Below are 16,353 nucleotides of genomic sequence, written 5' to 3' on the forward strand. Positions count from 1 at the left end.
TTCATACTCACCCCAGTCCTTTGTCAGGAGTCATTATGGCCACCACCGCCGAACAAGTCCGCACTCGTACCGAATCTGACAGCATGGGCACCATTGAGGTCCCCACCAATGTGTATTGGGGCGCCCAGACCCAGCGTTCGCTGCACCACTTCAACATCGGCCGCGACACCATGCCGCCCGAACTCATCCGCGCATTCGCGATTCTGAAAAAAGCCGCCGCGCTCGTAAACCAGGACCTCGGCAAGCTTCCGGCAGACAAAGCCAAACTCGTCGTCCAGGCCGCCGACGAAGTCATCTCCGGCAAGCTCAACGATCAGTTCCCTCTTCGCATCTGGCAAACCGGCAGCGGCACGCAGACCAACATGAACGTGAACGAAGTCATTTCCAACCGCGCCATCGAAATCTCCGGCGGCCAAATGGGCTCGAAGAAACCGATTCATCCCAACGACCACGTCAACATGTCGCAGTCTTCGAATGACACCTTCCCGACAGCCATGCACATCGCCGCCGCCGAACGTGTGAAGAACACACTCATTCCAGCCGTCAAAGTCGTTCGTGATGCTATCGCGGCGAAGGCAAAAGAGTTCGACGGGATCGTCAAAATTGGTCGTACCCACCTTCAGGACGCAGTGCCGCTCACCATCGGTCAGGAGTTCGGCGGATGGGCCGCCATGCTCGACCGTGATATCAAGCGACTGGAACAGGTTTTGGAAGGTCTCTATGACCTTGCGATCGGCGGAACCGCTGTCGGCACAGGCCTGAACACGCACCCTGAGTTCGCCGAGCGTGCCGCGAAAAAGATCTCTGAACTCACCGGACTTCCCTTCCGCTCGCACCCGAACAAGTTTGCCGCCCTCGCCGCCCACGACGAAATCATCTTCGCTCAAGGCGCACTGGAAACGCTCGCAGCCTCGCTGATGAAAATTTCCAACGATATCCGCTGGTTGGCTTCTGGCCCGCGTTGCGGATTGGGCGAACTCGTCATTCCAGAAAATGAACCCGGATCGTCGATCATGCCCGGCAAGGTCAATCCAACCCAGTGTGAAGCCATGACGATGGTTGCCGTTCAGGTTCACGGCGCAACGGCCGCGGTCGGCTTCGCCGGTTCGCAAGGGAACTTCGAACTCAACGTCTTCAAGCCCGTCATGATTTACAACTTCCTGCACTCCGTGACCCTCATCTCCGACGCCTGTCACGGCTTCGTCGAGTTCATGGTGCAAGGCATCGAAGTGGACCGGAAGAAGGTGGACTACTACGTGAAGAACTCGCTGATGCTCGTCACCGCTTTAGCCCCAAAGGTCGGTTACGACAAGGCAGCCAAGATTGCTCATACCGCACACGTCGACCACAGCAGCCTGCGTGAAGCCGCGCTGAAACTCGGCTATCTCACTGGCGAGGAGTTCGACGCCACCGTGAAACCGGAGACGATGACACATCCGTAATAGACATGTTTTCAGACTAATGCTGTCTTGGAACGGCCGCCAGAAACAGGCGGCCTTTTCTTATGCGCTGGCTTTTCTCGGACCGTTGCTCCAGTTATTGCGAAAATGAAGCATTGGATATTCAGCACTCTTTGCAGCATCGAGTTCTGGCTGTAGCGTGGCGATCAGACGCGACGCCTCGATGAGCCTCTGCAGATCGTTTTCAGTGAAATCCGGTCCCGCCATCGCCGGCGTCATGCCCTTCCGGCAAACCTGGATGACACCAAGTAGCACGCCGTCTGACGCAACGATTGGCACCGACATGATTTTCTGAATCGGGTCCGGCATCTCGGAAAGCGGCCGCGAGTTGTTCAACACGATCCGCTCAAACGAGGTGTGGTGAGGAACTTGCGGAAAGTTATTGAAGTACAACGGTCGTCGCCCGCGTGCGCTTTGGGCAGCGATCGCCGAACTCGTGAGCGGTATCGATCCGGCACTCTGTAACTCTACCGGATACAGAAAAATCAATTTGTCTTCTTCGACCCACAACAGGCCGACGTCAGTGCTTTGTACGCCGAACATTCTCGCGATTTCGACGCTGATTCTGCCTGGCACACACTTCTTCACGTCTGCCAGCTTCTCGAGTCCATTGAGCCCAAACATAAAAATACCTGCCTAATCTTGCGCCCGTTTAACCTACACGACAAGGCACTCAGGTCGATGTACTTCCAGCCAATCGCTCTCATATCCTTTGGGTTATTCGACCCGAAATCACTGATTCTAAAGCGGAATCCCACCACGTCTGCGACATTCCGGATACAATCATCCTCTACATGTGCGGAAGATATCGTCTTGGCCGTGGGCGCGAGGCCTTCAAGAAGTATTTCGGTGCGGACCGCGAGGGATACGACTGGTCTCCGCGATTCAACATTGCACCCACGCAGCAGGTACCTGTGATCCGGCAGGATGCGAAAGAACCGCTTCGGCTTCTCTCCGATATGCGATGGGGGCTGATTCCCTTCTGGGCTAAGGATCCGTCCATCGGCGCGAAAATGATCAACGCTCGCTCAGAGGATGCTGCCGCGAAGCCGGCCTTCAAAGAATCATTGTCAGAACGCCGGTGCTTGATTCCCGCCGATCGCTTCTATGAATGGCAGAAACAACCGAAAAGCAAACAGCCATACTGTTTCCAACTCGCGGACGAAGCGGTTTTCGCCTTAGCCGGCATCTGGGATCATTGGAGGACTCCCCAAGGCTCGATGTTGGAGACATGTTCTATCCTGACAACTTCTCCAAACACGTTAACCCAAGACGTTCATGATCGAATGCCGGTGATTCTCCCGCCCGAGCACTACGATCTGTGGCTCGATCCCGGGTTCCACGACGTCGCTTCCATCACCGAATTGCTCAAGCCCTATGATCCCCAGCTCATGAAGAAGTTTCCGGTCAGCACGCGCGTAAATGCCGTCGCAAATGACGACCCGGAATGCTCTGCGCCGGCTCACTCTGCCCAGGCTGCGCTCGGATTCTAGTCAGCGCTTACGTCGCGAAGAGGTTGTCTTTTTCGTCTTTGAGTTCTTGTCGACTCGGATTTTCCATGCCGTCTTGAGCGCACCAAGAACAACGTCTTCGCTGGCGCGCGCGAGCACCAGGTGCGTCGCACCCATTCTTCCCCAACCACCCGCGATCGGGATGAAGACCTCAGGGGCCTCAGCGACAAATTGGGCCTGCACTTCGGGCGTCAGCAACAGGTTGCCGTAGCCCTGCTTGACAGACGCGAGGGTGGCGAAGATGTGGCCACCAACCCGGAAGTCAACCGACCCCATATGCGATCCTTCTTCCGCACCTTCAAGGCTCAACGCAAGTCGTCGAAAATCGTTTCCGTTCATTTGTTCCCGTGGATGATTTTGAGGTCAGCCAGCCACTTCATCAGCAGCTCCGGCCAGATTCCGGCTACAGCATTGTACTTTGCCCGCATGCCGTATCCGTGACCGCCGGTCGGGTAAAGATGCATCTCGGCCGGGACCTTGGCGGCCGCTAATGCGCCGTAATAAAGCAGGCTATTCTCAACGTGAACGGGATCATCTTCCGTCTGAAACAGAAATGTCGGAGGTGTGTTGGCATTCGGTTGTACTGCAACCGAAAGCCGCTGATCGTCCGCGCTGCGGCGAATCATTCCGGGATATAGCAGAACGGCAAAATTCGGGCGGCAATCCAGTTCGTCCGCGGAATCAACTTTCGCATAAGTTCGCTGAGGATGATTACTGAGAGCGGCCGAAAGGTGTGCTCCCGCCGAAAATCCCATCACACCAATCTTCGCCGGATCGATCTTCCATTCCTTTGCATGCTGTCGCACGATCCCCATCGCGCGTTGCGCGTCTTCGAGTGGCTGTTTCCATGGCTCCGGTTTCTGGTCGAGGTAAACCCGATACTTCACCAGCACGCAGTTCACGCCCTTGCTCACGAGCCACTCGCAAATTTCCGTACCCTCAATGTCGAACGCCAGCCAGCGGTACCCTCCTCCGGGAAAAACCAGCATGGCGGATCCTGTGTTGTTCTCGCCGGCTCGATAAATCGTCATCACCGGGTCGGTGACGTTCGTGATGCGAGTAACTTTCCCCTTGGCGCCATCGAGATCAGGTCGATTTACAACGCTCTCGGCTGATGCATTGGCGGTGACGCCAGGAGCGCCTTTGGGCCACAGCTTCAACGAGAGTGGCTCTTGTGCTTGTGCGATGGAGATGATGAGAGCAAAAAGCAGTATGAAACCGGAAACCCTGATCACGCGCATTCCTCCGTCGCCGACATCTTACGACAGCGCCCGGGAAATAGCGTCTACGAGCAAACTCGGAGTTATTCTGGCGCTACTTTCAGGATCTCAATGGCACTAGCCTGCCATTCGCCTTCTTTATCCTGATTTGCAGTCAGGCGCACCTCGGCCCCTTCGCGCACTCCGTCTTCGGGTTTAGCTTCACGTTTTGCTTTGGGAACAGCCGCGCTGTATGTGACCTTCGCAGTCGAGATCTCGACCCGGCGCGTCGGACCTTTCGGACCCTGAACGAACACCCATTTCTTGCCGGACTCCAGATTCGGACCGTTCACCACCTGGCCGGTGAAGCTGCCGTCGGTGGCAAAAGCGACGCTGCAGCAGAAAAGAAGCGCAACGAGAACAGTTTTCCTCACGTCACATCAGATGCCAAATTCCACAATCAAGTAACGTGAGCCCTAAGTTAGCTCAGGCGAGCTATTTCGGAATCCAGGAACTCGATCTGCTTTTTCAGCATTTCGCGATGGCGCTCGTTCTGCGACTTACGCATCTGGTCCTCAGCATAGACTCTGGCCAGGCGCAATTCCTGCGCTCGCTGCGCCTTTGCAACTTGCTCCTTGGAGCGCTGTCCTTTTCCATCAGTGCTTGTGGGTTTCGAAAACTGGCTCTGCTGCTCTTCAACCGACTTACTTTCCCAGCCCCTTGCCATGCTTCCATTCTATGTCCAGAAGCGTTCACCCGCTATAATCGCTAATTCGCACTCATCTTTTTGTTTGTGCTGTAAGGAATCCGATGTCTCTTGAACTGAAAATCCACGAACTCCGCCGTCAGAAGCTTCAGCAGATTGAAGCTCTGGGTCAGCAGTCTTATCCCTACAAATACGAATTCAGCCATCTCGTCCCGCAGGTCCTGGCCGAGTACGGTGAAAAGCAGGGTCCGGAACTCGAAGCCAACCGCGCCGAAGTGCGCGTTGCTGGCCGCATTATGGCCGTCCGCCTGATGGGGAAAGCCGGATTCATGCACCTTCAGCAGGCGGGGCAACGGCTCCAGGTGTACGTCAAGAAAGATGACGTCGGGGAAAAGCAGTTCGAGTTGTTCAAGTTGCTCGACATCGGCGATCACATCGGCGTGAAGGGATACCTTTTCCGCACGCGCACCAACGAGCTTACGGTTCACGTGCAGGAGATCACATTCCTTTCAAAAGACCTGCTTCCCTTGCCGGAAAAATGGCACGGCCTCACCGACGTCGAACTTCGGTACCGGCAGCGCTACGTCGATCTCTTCATGAATCCGGAAGTCCGAGAGGTGTTCGTCAAGCGTGCGCAAATTGTGCGGTCCATTCGTCGCTGGTTCGACGAGCGCAACTACGTGGAAGTCGAAACTCCCATGATGCAGCCGCTCTACGGTGGAGCCGCCGCACGTCCGTTCGTCACCCACCACAACACGCTGGATATCGACCTGTATCTCCGCATCGCGCCTGAACTCTATCTGAAGCGCCTGACCGTCGGCGGACTCGATCGCGTGTACGAGATCAACCGTAACTTCCGCAACGAAGGCATCTCGACGTCCCACAACCCTGAATTCACGATGTTGGAGTTCTACCAGGCCTACGCCGACATGTACGACATGATGCAGATCACCGAGGATCTGCTCTCGTCCGTCGCGCGCGAAACTACCGGAAGCCCGAAGGTAAAGTTTGGTGATCATGAAATCGACTGGTCGAATTGGCAGCGACTCACCATGCGCGAAGCCATCATCAAGTACTGGCCCGACGAAGCCGGAAACAAGCCCGAGATCAGCGATTTCGATACCGTCGAGTCGGTCGGCCAGCTTGTGGCACGCCTGAACGCTTCGCGGACGCCCCACATGGTATTCGATCCCAAAGCCCCGGCTGGCAGGACAATCGCTGACCTCTTCGAGGCCGTGGCCGAAGAGCATCTCATCCAGCCGACAATCATCTACGAGTTCCCGATGGCCATCTCGCCGCTCGCGAAGAACAGCCGCAAGCCGGAAGACCGCGAAAACTGGGTCGAGCGCTTTGAAGTCTTTGTCGGCGGAATGGAGATCGGCAACGCCTTCAGCGAACTCAACGATCCCGAGGAGCAGCGCCGCCGTTTTGAACAGCAACTCGCCGAAAAGGCGCGGGGTGACGAAGAAGCTCACCAGATGGACGAAGACTACGTTCGTGCCCTCTCCTACGGCATGCCGCCTACTGGTGGCGAAGGCATCGGCGTCGACCGCCTCGCCATGTTACTGACCGACTCCCACTCCATCCGCGACGTCATTCTCTTCCCCCTGATGCGCCCGGCGCAGCCGCAAGAATTGGTGACGGAAGAAGAGACTGCCGAATCGGAGAAGAAATAATCATGGTCAGATTCGGAATTATCGGCTTTGGACTTCATGCAGTGAAGCGTTTGATGCCCGGCTTTGCGCGGACCAGCAACTGCAAAGTCACCGCGCTTTCGCGGCGCGACCGTCAACGCGCAGACGAATGCTCCAAACAGTTCCAAATCCCTCACGCCTTCACATCCGTGGAGGAACTTTGTGCGTCGCCGGAAGTCGACGCCGTTCTGGTCACCAGCCCGAACGCCTGCCACTTGAGCGAAGTTCTCACTGCGGCGAAGCATGGCAAGCACATCCTTTGCGAGAAGCCGATGGGCATGAATGCCGCCGAATGCCGCGAGATGGTGGAGGCAGCCAATAAGGCTGGCGTTCTTCTCGGAATCGCACACGTATTCCGGTTCACCGAAACAGTTCCCTATTTCCGGCAACTACTCGCGACCGGACAGATCGGCCGGCCTACCTTCGCCCACAGCGACTTCTCCTTCTTTGCTCCATCGGATCACCCGCGCAAGTGGCTGCACGACCGATCCATCGCTGGCGGAGGCCCCATCGCCGACATCGGTGTGCATTGCGTCGATACGCTCCGTTACATCCTCAACGACGAAGTCACTGAAGTGACCGCCGTCGGAACCACCGATGAATATTCCCGTGACGTGGAATCAGCCGCCGTCATGACGCTACGCTTCAGCAAAGGGACGCTTGCAACATCGTCCGTTTCCTTCCGCGCTGAATATCATTCCCCGCTCTCCATTCATGGCGAAACGGGCGTAATCTCAGCCAATGACGGTCTCGCCGTTGACTTCCCGGTTACGGTGAACCTGGAACAGAATCGAAAGATCGTCAGCCAACAGACCTTCTCCAACGAACTGGCGTACGCAAAACAAGCCGACGAGTTTGCCAACGCAGTCCAGGGAAAGGCAACCTATCGTTGTCTCGGAGAAGAAGGCTGGCAGAACCAGCGCATACTCGACGCCGCCTTCCGCAGTATGCAGAGCGGCCACCCTGAAAGGGTCAACTAAGCACTCATTCACCACGAAAACACTGCCGAAACCCGGCTCATAGCTTTGTTCATATGTGCTAGGGCTCAGGCACACAACCATAAATTCCCAAAATGGGAACTATCGCCTCACGATATCGTAACTTTAGTTATAGCGGCAGAGTTATGGCATACCATTGCAGCAAGCAATGTGCTCTAACCTCTGTCAAGAAGGTAAGGGACTAGATAATGCATTTTGCTCACATCGTATTTGGCTGGGTTGGTCTTGTGGTCGCTGCGTACGAGAAGAGGAATTTTCATACCAGGGTATGTCGTTGCGGGGCGGTCGCGACCGGGGCTTGCCCGCAGTGCCGTAAATCATTCTGTGAGAAGCACGCTGGCTTTGAATTGCTATGTGACTCCTGCACCAAGTACTGGAATAAATACGGCATCATTGATGGTCCTCCGAAGTCGCAACACTCCGCCATCGAACCATCCAATGTAAGTAGAGAAAACTCGGAGGCTTTCCAGGAAGACACGGAATTGCATTCCGTTCCGTAGACAGGGACGAGCTAGCGGCTCGCCACCGTCTTCGCCAGTCCTGAGGCTTTTCGGAACCACGGGCGGTCACGCCGTTTCTGGAATCCCGGCATCGTGCGTTTTTTGTTGGCGATACGCTGGGTCCACTCCGCCGCTTCAGCGGTACGTCCTTGCGACGCGAGGAAAGCGGCGTAGTAGTACTGAATCTCCGTCGCCGTGGACACGTTCGTCACGCGCTCGAACATGGCCTGGGCTTTCTCCGCCTGGCCGGTCTTCGCATATGCGTTTGCCAGCAGTCCCGCAGCACGATGGAAGTCGTACTTCGGATCTTGCGTCACCACTCGTTCAAGGTCAGCGATAGCAGCCGTCGAATCACCCAATTCGATTTCCGCCAGCGCACGGCGGTAGAAGGTATCCACGGAGTCGGCACGCGAAGCGATCGCACGGTCGAAACATTCTTTCGCCTTTCTGGCCTTCCCGTCTTCCAGATACAACGCGCCCAATTCTTCGAGGTTCGCAGGAGCCGGATTGTCATGCACCAGCGCCTCCAGTTCGTGGATGCGTCCGCGCCGTGGAAAGAATTTGAAACTGTCCCGCAGGAGTCCCGCGTCGGGGATTACCTCGACCACAATGTAGACGAGTGCGCCGAGTCCGCCGCCGAACAGAACGATCCACAACCAGTATCCGTCGGGGCGGCGACGTATGAAGTGCACGATCGCAATCGCCTGCAGGATGATGCCGTAGGGGTAAAAGATCGAGTAAAAGATTCCCATGGGATTAACGCGCGTATTGTAAACGCAAACTCGCCAAATCAGTCCGCACAGAGGTAACTGTTCGGCTCCTGCTCCGGTGTGACAATTCCCTCAGGAGCCACTCCGCCGTTGTACTCCAGCATCCTGTTCTTCCATTTCAGGAATTCGGTAATCGTCTGCGGCTCGATCCGGACCTCGACCCGGCGCAAACTGGCCAGCAGCAGGTTCATTTCGTTCATCAGCCCGTCGGGTGATCGTTGGCTCTGGCGGGCCGGTTTCACAAGCAAAGTGACCGTGCGGTTATGATACTCAAGCAGTCCCCAGCCTTTTGGCAATTCCTCCGGGCGAATCACTCCTCGCGGAGCCAGGTACAGTCGTTCACAACCCAACGCAATCTCGGGTTTCACGCGCCACGGCTTTGCCCGATCCGCAAGGAAATCAGCGCGCGAAACCTTGCATTCCACCACCACCGAGCGGCACTTCCCTTTCCAGCCGATCGCGTCCGGCATCTCCCCGCTGGAACACTGTTGTTCCGACAGAACAATCCCGCAGCGATACCGCCTCAACCACTGTTCGGCGACCTTCACCAACTGCGCGTGAGTCATAGAGGAGTTTTTAAACCGGAGAGAACTTGGAAGGAAGTCCCTATTCGGCTTCATCTTCGCCGCGATAAGGACAGTGTCGGCAGCTCTGCCAGCAACAGGTGCCCCTGCGCTTCAGGTAATCGGCCGTGAAAACCCACTTTCCGTTTTCTACGTAATAGTCGAGACCTTCGATAAGAGGCTGCTGGGATGTGTCCATCGTGATTCTCAGTTTACCAGCAGCCTTTTGGGGTGCTGATGCTCAGCTTGCAGCGATGATTTTGCGCAGTGATTCGTAATCTTCGTCCGCCAGTGCGACGAACCGAAACGGCTGTACCCACCCATTTACCGTCTGCGATCCTGGCAGCAGTTCAGCGATCCCCCGGATCGTTCCGGAGTCGCTGCCGATCCGAAGTTCAACCAGCGATCCTGGCTCAACCGCCCTCGAAGTCTGCGCACGGCCTCCCGTCGCGGAAAGCACATAGAGGTTGCCGCGGATAATCCCTTTGTCATCCACGCGAAAATCAATGGACGCCGGCCGTCGGAGGCTAACTCTTGCAGCCCTGACGGAGGAGTTCGTCTGGGGGAAATGAGCCATGCACGGACTATCTCATGCGTAAGTAATTGGCTGCCAGTTACTAAGGCCCATGTGGAAAAAGCCATGGTACAACCGGGCAGGTACCCGGCCGTGTATTGGTACAACGACCACCCGATTCCAACGCTATTCGCGTTTCACCTTGCCGTTAGCTTTGTGACGTAAGTCCTTACCTGTGGCCACATTTCACGGGTAGGCTACACGGTGTCCATGCGGCCCCGGCTCTCCGACTCCGACATTCCATCTTCGTACCTGCCCACCCTCGATGGCTGGCGTGGCGTAGCCATCTTGCTGGTCTTGTTTTGCCACGTCCATTTCAGCGGCAACTGGTCTCGGCTCGCCCAGGAATACAGCGCCCTGGCAGTAGACCTTTTCTTCGCCATCAGCGGACTTCTGATCACCGATCGCATGCTCCAGGAACATGCTCAAACTGGACGCATCAGCCTGCGCGGCTTCTACATCCGTCGAGTGTTCCGCATATTCCCTGCGGCGTTCTTATTCTTAGCCGCGGTCTCCTTGCTTTGCTGGCTCGGCTTGGTGCCGGCAAGTCGCGTTCAGTTGCTTTCTGCCGCACTGTTCTTTCGGAACTACTACTACGCCGTGGCTCCCGACGGTTGGTTCACCGGGCACTTTTGGTCGCTGTCCGTAGAAGAGCATTTCTATTTCTTTTGGCCTTGTCTGCTGATCCTGATGGGAGTCTCCCGTGCCCGCCGAATTACACCGTGGATTGCAGTCGCCGCTGCCGCATGGCGCACGCTGGATAGTCGTTGGCACTTCGTCTCCGCACCAAGCCTCATCAACGTTCTCACACGCACAGACTACTGTGTTGACTTCCTGTTATGGGGTTGCGTTGCCGGCTTGCTGCTTCGTCGAGAGCGTGCCCAGATGTTATTACGCCGCCTGATCCCCGCGGCTTGGCCCGCCATTGGGATCGTGTTCCTCCTCCTGCTGGTAACCTTTCGACCGAAAGGCAACATCGCTGCCATTGCCCTGCTGATGCCCACATTCCTGCTCGCTACCCTCCTCCACCAACGCAGTTGGCTTGCCAGGATGCTGGAATCTCTGCCGATGCGATCCGTCGGACGAATGTCCTACAGCCTTTATCTGTGGCAACAACTCTTCTTGATCAACGGTCGTACTCCAACGCTCGGACCGCTACAGTCGTTTCCGCTGAATCTCGTCATCCCCATCGCCCTTGCCTGGTGCTCACATACATTTCTTGAGGAACCCCTGCGACGCTACGGTAAAAAGCTCGCCTCCAGAACAAACACGGATAAGACCATTGAAACCCTTCCTCTTGGCGTGGCACAAACAGCGGACTAAATAGAAAAGGCCCAGCATTCCTGCCGGGCCTCTCCGTCAACTTCTTGTTACTTTGTGCGTCCTGCTTCGGCTCCGGAGTGGGTCTTCGCGTAAGCAGCCTGAGCGGCAGCCAAACGCGCAGTCAACACGCGGAACGGAGAGCACGACACGTAGTTCATGCCGACCTGGTAGCAGAACTCGACGGACGACGGTTCTCCACCATGCTCGCCGCAGATGCCAACCTTCAACTTGGGATTGGTCTTGCGGCCCTTCTCGACGCCCATCTTCACCAACTGTCCCACTCCTTCGCGATCGAGCACCGCAAACGGATCCTGCTTCAGGATGCCTTCGCTGACATACGACGGCAGGAACTTGTTGATGTCGTCACGCGAGAAGCCAAACGTGGTCTGCGTCAGGTCGTTGGTGCCGAACGAGAAGAACTCGGCTTCCTTCGCGATCTCATCCGCAACCAGGGCAGCGCGCGGCAATTCGATCATCGTTCCGACCATGTACTCGACCTTCCGCTCCTTCTCGGCGAACACTTCTTCCGCCACACGACGCACAATCGCCGCCTGGTTGGCCATTTCCTTCAGGCCGCCCGTCAACGGAATCATGATTTCCGGCAGAACCTTCACGCCTTCCTTGGAAACCTGAACTGCAGCTTCCAGGATCGCGCGCGCCTGCATCTCGGTGATTTCCGGATACGTGATACCGAGGCGGCAGCCGCGATGTCCCAGCATCGGGTTCAGTTCGTGCAGGTCATTGACGCGCTTCAGGAGCGTCTTCAGTTCCTTCAGCTTCGGTGACTTCGGCTTCGTCGCTTCGAGCACGGCGATCTGAACCATCAGGTCTTCACGGCTCGGCAGGAACTCGTGCAGCGGCGGATCCAAGGTGCGGATCGTGACCGGGAATCCGTCCATCGCGCGGAAGATACCGACGAAGTCGGCACGCTGCATCGGAAGCAGCTTCTTCAGCGCGGCGCGGCGATCTTTCTCGGTTGTCGCGAGAATCATGGCGCGCATGTGGTTGATACGGTCCTCGGCGAAGAACATGTGCTCGGTGCGGCACAGCCCGATGCCTTCCGCTCCGAACGCACGCGCTTGGATCGCATCACGCGGAATGTCAGCATTCGCGCGCACGCCGATGGTGCGGTACTTCTCCGACCAGTCAAACAGCTGCTTCAGCATCGGATCGTCAGGCGACGCCGGCAGCGTGTTCAGTTTGCCCTTGATCACGCGCCCAGTCGTGCCGTCGAGCGAAATCCAGTCGCCTTCCTTGAAGGTCTGGCCTTTCACCTTCATTTCTTTCGTCTTCTCATGGACGTCGATATCGCCGGCGCCGGCCACGCAGCACTTACCCATGCCGCGCGTTACAACCGCCGCGTGCGACGTCATGCCACCGCGCGACGTCAGAATGCCCGCCGCCACTTCCATTCCAGCAATGTCTTCCGGAGTGGTTTCAGCACGAACGAGAATCACGGGATTCCTTTTCGCCCCGTGTCCAGCTTTCTTCACCGCTTCTTCGGCCGAGAACACAATCTGTCCCACAGCCGCACCCGGAGACGCCGGAAGTCCAGTCGCGAGCACTTCGATCTTCTGGGATTTTTCGTCGAGGCGCGGAACCAGGAAGTCGTAAAGCTGGTTCGGCTCAACGCGCATGAAGCCTTCTTCCTTCGTGATAAGGCCTTCGTTCACCATGTCGATGGCGATCCTCACCGCGGCCAGTCCGGTACGCTTACCGTTGCGGGTCTGCAACATGTAGAGCTTGCCTTCTTGGATCGTGAACTCGAAGTCCTGCACGTCGCGGTAGTGCTTCTCGAGCCGCGTGGTGATTTCGCGGAGCTGGTTGTACGCTTCCGGATTTACGTTTTTCAGTTCGGAAATGTGTACCGGAGTGCGCACGCCGGAAACCACGTCTTCGCCCTGCGCGTTCATCAGGAACTCGCCATAGAACTCGTTCGCGCCGTTCGCTGGATTGCGTGTGAATCCGACGCCGGTGCCGCTGGTTTCGCCGAGGTTGCCGAACACCATCGCCTGAACGTTTACGGCCGTTCCAAGCATGTCGTCGATGTTGTTCATACGGCGATAGTGTTTCGCGCGGTCGTTGTTCCAGCTTCTGAAAACGGCGTCACGCGCCATCGCAAGCTGTTCGACCGCATCCTGCGGGAACTCTTTCTTCGTTGCCTTCTGCACGACCTTCTTGTACTCGGCGATAACTTCTTTTAGCGCCTTCGCGTCGAGGTCGGTGTCGAGCTTCGCCTTCTTCTGCTTCTTCTTCGCATCGAAAACTTCGTCAAACGCGTGCTTCGGAATCTCGAGCACCACGTTGCCGAACATCTGGATCAGTCGGCGATAGGAGTCATATGCGAAGCGCGGATTGTTCGACTTCGTGGCGAGCGCTTCAACCGACTTGTCGTTCAGGCCCAGGTTAAGGATCGTGTCCATCATGCCGGGCATCGAGAACTTGGCGCCGGAACGCACGCTGACCAGCAGCGGATTATCGTTCGCACCGAGTTTCTGGCCTTGCAGTTCTTCAAGCCTGCGGACCGCTTCCTTCATCTGCCGTTCAATTTCTTCCGAGGTCTTGCCCGTCTTCATGAACTCGCGGCACGCCTCGGTCTGGATGGTGAATCCGGGAGGCACCGGAAGTCCTGCGTTCGTCATCTCGGCCAGGCCCGCGCCCTTTCCGCCGAGGACATCCTTCATCTTGCCGTCGCCTTCGGCCTTACCGCCGCCGAAGAAATACACATACTTGGCTGTCGATTGCTGTGCAGTTGCCATTTTTTCAGTCTCAACTTCCGGAAATGTAGTTGCCATCTATCAGTCCTCTCTTATGAATGCCTCTCGAACTAAATACCCGTTAAAACAAAAGCGCGGACTTTTCATCCGCGCTCTACTTCCGTTCCGTCACGATCTCCGAAAAATCGGCGATCGTCGAAAAATCACCCAACAGGTCTCGCAATAGCGCCAATCGATTCGCGCGCACCTGCTGGTCGTCTACCATCACCATCACCTTATCGAAGAACAGGTCCACCGGCTGCCGAACCTTCGCGATCTCCTGCAACGCGCCGACGTAATCGCCCTTCTTCCCTGCGATCGCCGAGTTCGCATTCGCCATCACGGAAGCCAGCGCCTTCTCAGCATATTCAGTCGACACCGCCGGATCAAACGTCTCCGCTGGCGCAATCTTCTTCTCATTCGCCTGACGCAGGATGTTCTTGATCCGCTTGAACGCCGCGCCGATCGCCTGGAAATCTTCCGACCCACGAACCTGGGCCACTGCTTCGGCCCGCGCAATCGCGTCATTGATGTCGTCCGCCCCTGCCGCGAGTACCGCGTTCACCACGTCATAGGCAAACCCGCGCACCTCTCGGAGGTAGAACTCCAACCGCTCGCGGAAAAATCCTTCAATATCTGCCGTGTAGTTCTTCGACTTGAACTTCTTCTCGGCATCCGATCCAGCGTATTGCTCGCGTGCCACCCGGAACACATCACTGATACACAGGTTGAGCTTCTGCTCCGCGATGATCTTTACGATCCCGTTTGCCTGCCGACGCAGCGCAAACGGATCCTTCGACCCGCTCGGAATCAGTCCCAGCGCAAACATCCCAGCGATCGAGTCGGCTTTATCCGCAATCGATACCACGCCGCCTTCGACCGACCGCGGCACGGCATCGTCCATCGAACCCGGCTTGTACTGGTCGTAGATGACATCCGCAATCGCGTACCGAGTCGCTTCCGGCAGCGCCGGATCCAATTGCTGCACCCGCGCATAAAGCCCGCCGACGATGCCCTGCAACTCCGTGAACTCTTTCACCAACTCGGTCGTCAGGTCCGTCTTCGCCAGCAGTGCCGCCTTGTGAACCACGCCTTCCCGGACGAACTTCTGTTCGCGGCCGTCGTTCAACCATTCGCAAATTTGGCTCGCCAGCGCCTGTACCCGGCGTGTCTTGTCCGCGTAAGAGCCGAGGTCCTTCTGGAAAGTCACCGATTTCAGCCACTGCACGCGCTCGCGTAACGGATGCTTCTGATCCACTTCCCAGAAGAACCGCGCGTCATTGAAGCGCGCACGCAACACGCGCTCGTTGCCGTGCTGAATCAGTCCCTGCGGATCGCCGCTCGTATTCAGGACAGCCAGGAAGTGCGGCGCCAGTTTCCCGTTCGCGTCTTCGACAGCAAAATACTTCTGGTGGTCGCGCATGACCGTGACCAGCACTTCTTCCGGCAGCGCTAGAAATTCGGGATCGAAGTTTCCTAGAATGACCGACGGAAACTCCGTCAGGTTCACCACCGTCTCCAGCAGCTCTTTATCTTCGCGCCAGCGTGCGCCCGCGACCTTCCTCGTCGCTGCATCCAGTGCCTTGCGAATCCGATGCTCACGTTCCGCCGGACTCGCCACCACGTTCGCCGACAGCAAACCTTCCTGGTACGCCGCCGGTGACGCCAGCTTAACCGCGCCGCCACTCAGAATCCGATGCCCTTCCGACTCATTGCCCGCTGACGTTCCAAACAATTCCATCGGAACCGTTTGCCCATCGAGCATCGCCACAACCCAACGCACCGGACGCACGAACCGCTCCGACGTCTTCCCCGGACGCCAGTACATATTCTTCGCCCAGTACAGGCCGGCAATTTCTTTCGGCAGCGCTTCGCTCAATATCTCCGAGGCCGAACGCCCCTTCTTCACAACCTTCGCCGACAAATACTCGCCCTTCGGCGTTGTGACCTTCTCCACCTGCGATAGGTCCAGTCCAACCTTCTTCGCAAACGCATGCGCCGGAGGCATGGGCTGACCATCCTTAAACGCCACCTTCACCGCCGGACCCATCACCTGCTCTTCCGCATCCGGCTGCGATACCGCGATCCCACGCGCCAGCACCGCGATGCGACGCGGCGTCGAATACGGCTCCAGCGCCGGCGATCCCGACAGCCGTTCTCGCGTCAGCAGTTCGCCGACACGTTTTGCGAGTTCCTGCCGCGCGCCATCAATCATCCGCGCGGGAATCTCTTCGCAACCTATCTCTAGAAGGAAATCTGCCATCAGGGTATCTTTCCTATTTTCTTACGGACTGCGGTT

16 protein-coding genes are annotated in these 16,353 nt (G+C 57.1%); 5 read left to right on the forward strand and 11 right to left on the reverse strand.

Translation table 11 applies throughout. The features are described 5' to 3' along the window. Positions 1–35 precede the first annotated feature (35 nt). Positions 36–1,442 carry a class II fumarate hydratase gene (gene fumC, locus VN577_12255; protein ID HWR15595.1) on the forward strand — a complete coding sequence of 469 codons (1,407 nt, stop codon included), beginning with the start codon at positions 36–38 and terminating at the stop codon, positions 1,440–1,442. Positions 1,443–1,502: 60 nt separating this feature from the next. Here fumC and VN577_12260 read toward each other — a convergent pair whose 3' ends face one another. Beyond that, complete coding sequence (locus tag VN577_12260) at positions 1,503–2,084, reverse strand: GAF domain-containing protein (protein ID HWR15596.1); 582 nt, start codon at positions 2,082–2,084, stop codon at positions 1,503–1,505. A gap of 170 nt (positions 2,085–2,254) precedes the next feature. Here VN577_12260 and VN577_12265 point away from each other — a divergent pair, with 170 nt between their 5' ends. Then, a complete protein-coding gene (locus VN577_12265; GenBank protein ID HWR15597.1) occupies positions 2,255–2,953 on the forward strand; it encodes an SOS response-associated peptidase in 699 nt (232 codons plus the stop codon). Here the strand turns inward: VN577_12265 and VN577_12270 are convergent, their stop codons facing one another. The 4 genes from VN577_12270 to VN577_12285 form a co-directional block, all read right to left on the reverse strand. Continuing rightward, positions 2,954–3,310, reverse strand: coding sequence for an MmcQ/YjbR family DNA-binding protein (locus VN577_12270; GenBank protein ID HWR15598.1), 357 nt, complete (start codon positions 3,308–3,310; stop codon positions 2,954–2,956). It abuts the gene before it with no gap. Beyond that, a complete protein-coding gene (locus tag VN577_12275) occupies positions 3,307–4,212 on the reverse strand; it encodes an alpha/beta hydrolase (protein ID HWR15599.1) in 906 nt (301 codons plus the stop codon). Before VN577_12275 ends, VN577_12270 begins: the two co-directional genes overlap by 4 nt. Before the next feature lie 62 nt (positions 4,213–4,274). Then, positions 4,275–4,604 (reverse strand): hypothetical protein, encoded by a 330-nt coding sequence (locus tag VN577_12280; GenBank protein ID HWR15600.1) that lies wholly within the window; start codon positions 4,602–4,604, stop codon positions 4,275–4,277. 47 nt (positions 4,605–4,651) lie between these two features. Continuing rightward, positions 4,652–4,897 (reverse strand): hypothetical protein, encoded by a 246-nt coding sequence (locus VN577_12285; GenBank protein ID HWR15601.1) that lies wholly within the window; start codon positions 4,895–4,897, stop codon positions 4,652–4,654. 83 nt (positions 4,898–4,980) lie between these two features. Between VN577_12285 and lysS the strand changes: the two genes are divergently transcribed. Further along, positions 4,981–6,552, forward strand: a complete 1,572-nt coding sequence (gene lysS / locus VN577_12290) for a lysine--tRNA ligase (GenBank protein HWR15602.1) — start codon at positions 4,981–4,983, stop codon at positions 6,550–6,552. Between the two features lie 2 nt (positions 6,553–6,554). Beyond that, entirely contained in the window at positions 6,555–7,550 is a 996-nt protein-coding gene (locus VN577_12295) for a Gfo/Idh/MocA family oxidoreductase (protein ID HWR15603.1), read from the forward strand. Positions 7,551–8,079: 529 nt separating this feature from the next. Here the strand turns inward: VN577_12295 and VN577_12300 are convergent. Genes VN577_12300 through VN577_12315 form a run of 4 tightly spaced genes read right to left on the reverse strand, consistent with a single transcriptional unit; the run spans position 8,080 to position 9,978 of the window. Further along, positions 8,080–8,820 carry a tetratricopeptide repeat protein gene (locus VN577_12300; GenBank protein HWR15604.1) on the reverse strand — a complete coding sequence of 247 codons (741 nt, stop codon included), beginning with the start codon at positions 8,818–8,820 and terminating at the stop codon, positions 8,080–8,082. A 38-nt stretch (positions 8,821–8,858) separates the two neighbouring features. After that, entirely contained in the window at positions 8,859–9,404 is a 546-nt protein-coding gene (locus VN577_12305) for a hypothetical protein (GenBank protein HWR15605.1), read from the reverse strand. A 40-nt stretch (positions 9,405–9,444) separates the two neighbouring features. Next, entirely contained in the window at positions 9,445–9,600 is a 156-nt protein-coding gene (locus tag VN577_12310; GenBank protein HWR15606.1) for a DUF5522 domain-containing protein, read from the reverse strand. A 42-nt stretch (positions 9,601–9,642) separates the two neighbouring features. Further along, positions 9,643–9,978 (reverse strand): hypothetical protein, encoded by a 336-nt coding sequence (locus VN577_12315; GenBank protein ID HWR15607.1) that lies wholly within the window; start codon positions 9,976–9,978, stop codon positions 9,643–9,645. A 207-nt stretch (positions 9,979–10,185) separates the two neighbouring features. Here VN577_12315 and VN577_12320 point away from each other — a divergent pair, with 207 nt between their 5' ends. Beyond that, a complete protein-coding gene (locus VN577_12320) occupies positions 10,186–11,298 on the forward strand; it encodes an acyltransferase (protein ID HWR15608.1) in 1,113 nt (370 codons plus the stop codon). A 47-nt stretch (positions 11,299–11,345) separates the two neighbouring features. Here the strand turns inward: VN577_12320 and ppdK are convergent, their stop codons facing one another. After that, positions 11,346–14,093: a pyruvate, phosphate dikinase gene (ppdK, locus tag VN577_12325; GenBank protein ID HWR15609.1), complete on the reverse strand. Its 2,748-nt coding sequence runs from the start codon at positions 14,091–14,093 to the stop codon at positions 11,346–11,348. Positions 14,094–14,169: 76 nt separating this feature from the next. Further along, entirely contained in the window at positions 14,170–16,317 is a 2,148-nt protein-coding gene (gene glyS / locus VN577_12330; protein HWR15610.1) for a glycine--tRNA ligase subunit beta, read from the reverse strand. Between the last annotated feature and the right edge of the window lie 36 nt (positions 16,318–16,353).

The sequence above is a fragment of the Terriglobales bacterium genome, from assembly GCA_035561515.1.
Taxonomy (GTDB): domain Bacteria; phylum Acidobacteriota; class Terriglobia; order Terriglobales; family Acidobacteriaceae; genus DATMXP01.

Coding starts and splice junctions, on each gene's coding strand:
- fumC (HWR15595.1), top strand. CDS start 36: ATGGCCACCACCGCCGAACAAGTCCGCACTCGTACCGAATCTGACAGC.
- ppdK (HWR15609.1), bottom strand. CDS start 14,093: ATGGCAACTACATTTCCGGAAGTTGAGACTGAAAAAATGGCAACTGCA.
- VN577_12260 (HWR15596.1), bottom strand. CDS start 2,084: ATGTTTGGGCTCAATGGACTCGAGAAGCTGGCAGACGTGAAGAAGTGT.
- VN577_12315 (HWR15607.1), bottom strand. CDS start 9,978: ATGGCTCATTTCCCCCAGACGAACTCCTCCGTCAGGGCTGCAAGAGTT.
- VN577_12300 (HWR15604.1), bottom strand. CDS start 8,820: ATGGGAATCTTTTACTCGATCTTTTACCCCTACGGCATCATCCTGCAG.
- glyS (HWR15610.1), bottom strand. CDS start 16,317: ATGGCAGATTTCCTTCTAGAGATAGGTTGCGAAGAGATTCCCGCGCGG.
- VN577_12275 (HWR15599.1), bottom strand. CDS start 4,212: ATGCGCGTGATCAGGGTTTCCGGTTTCATACTGCTTTTTGCTCTCATC.
- VN577_12265 (HWR15597.1), top strand. CDS start 2,255: ATGTGCGGAAGATATCGTCTTGGCCGTGGGCGCGAGGCCTTCAAGAAG.
- VN577_12285 (HWR15601.1), bottom strand. CDS start 4,897: ATGGCAAGGGGCTGGGAAAGTAAGTCGGTTGAAGAGCAGCAGAGCCAG.
- lysS (HWR15602.1), top strand. CDS start 4,981: ATGTCTCTTGAACTGAAAATCCACGAACTCCGCCGTCAGAAGCTTCAG.
- VN577_12305 (HWR15605.1), bottom strand. CDS start 9,404: ATGACTCACGCGCAGTTGGTGAAGGTCGCCGAACAGTGGTTGAGGCGG.
- VN577_12320 (HWR15608.1), top strand. CDS start 10,186: ATGCGGCCCCGGCTCTCCGACTCCGACATTCCATCTTCGTACCTGCCC.
- VN577_12310 (HWR15606.1), bottom strand. CDS start 9,600: ATGGACACATCCCAGCAGCCTCTTATCGAAGGTCTCGACTATTACGTA.
- VN577_12270 (HWR15598.1), bottom strand. CDS start 3,310: ATGAACGGAAACGATTTTCGACGACTTGCGTTGAGCCTTGAAGGTGCG.
- VN577_12295 (HWR15603.1), top strand. CDS start 6,555: ATGGTCAGATTCGGAATTATCGGCTTTGGACTTCATGCAGTGAAGCGT.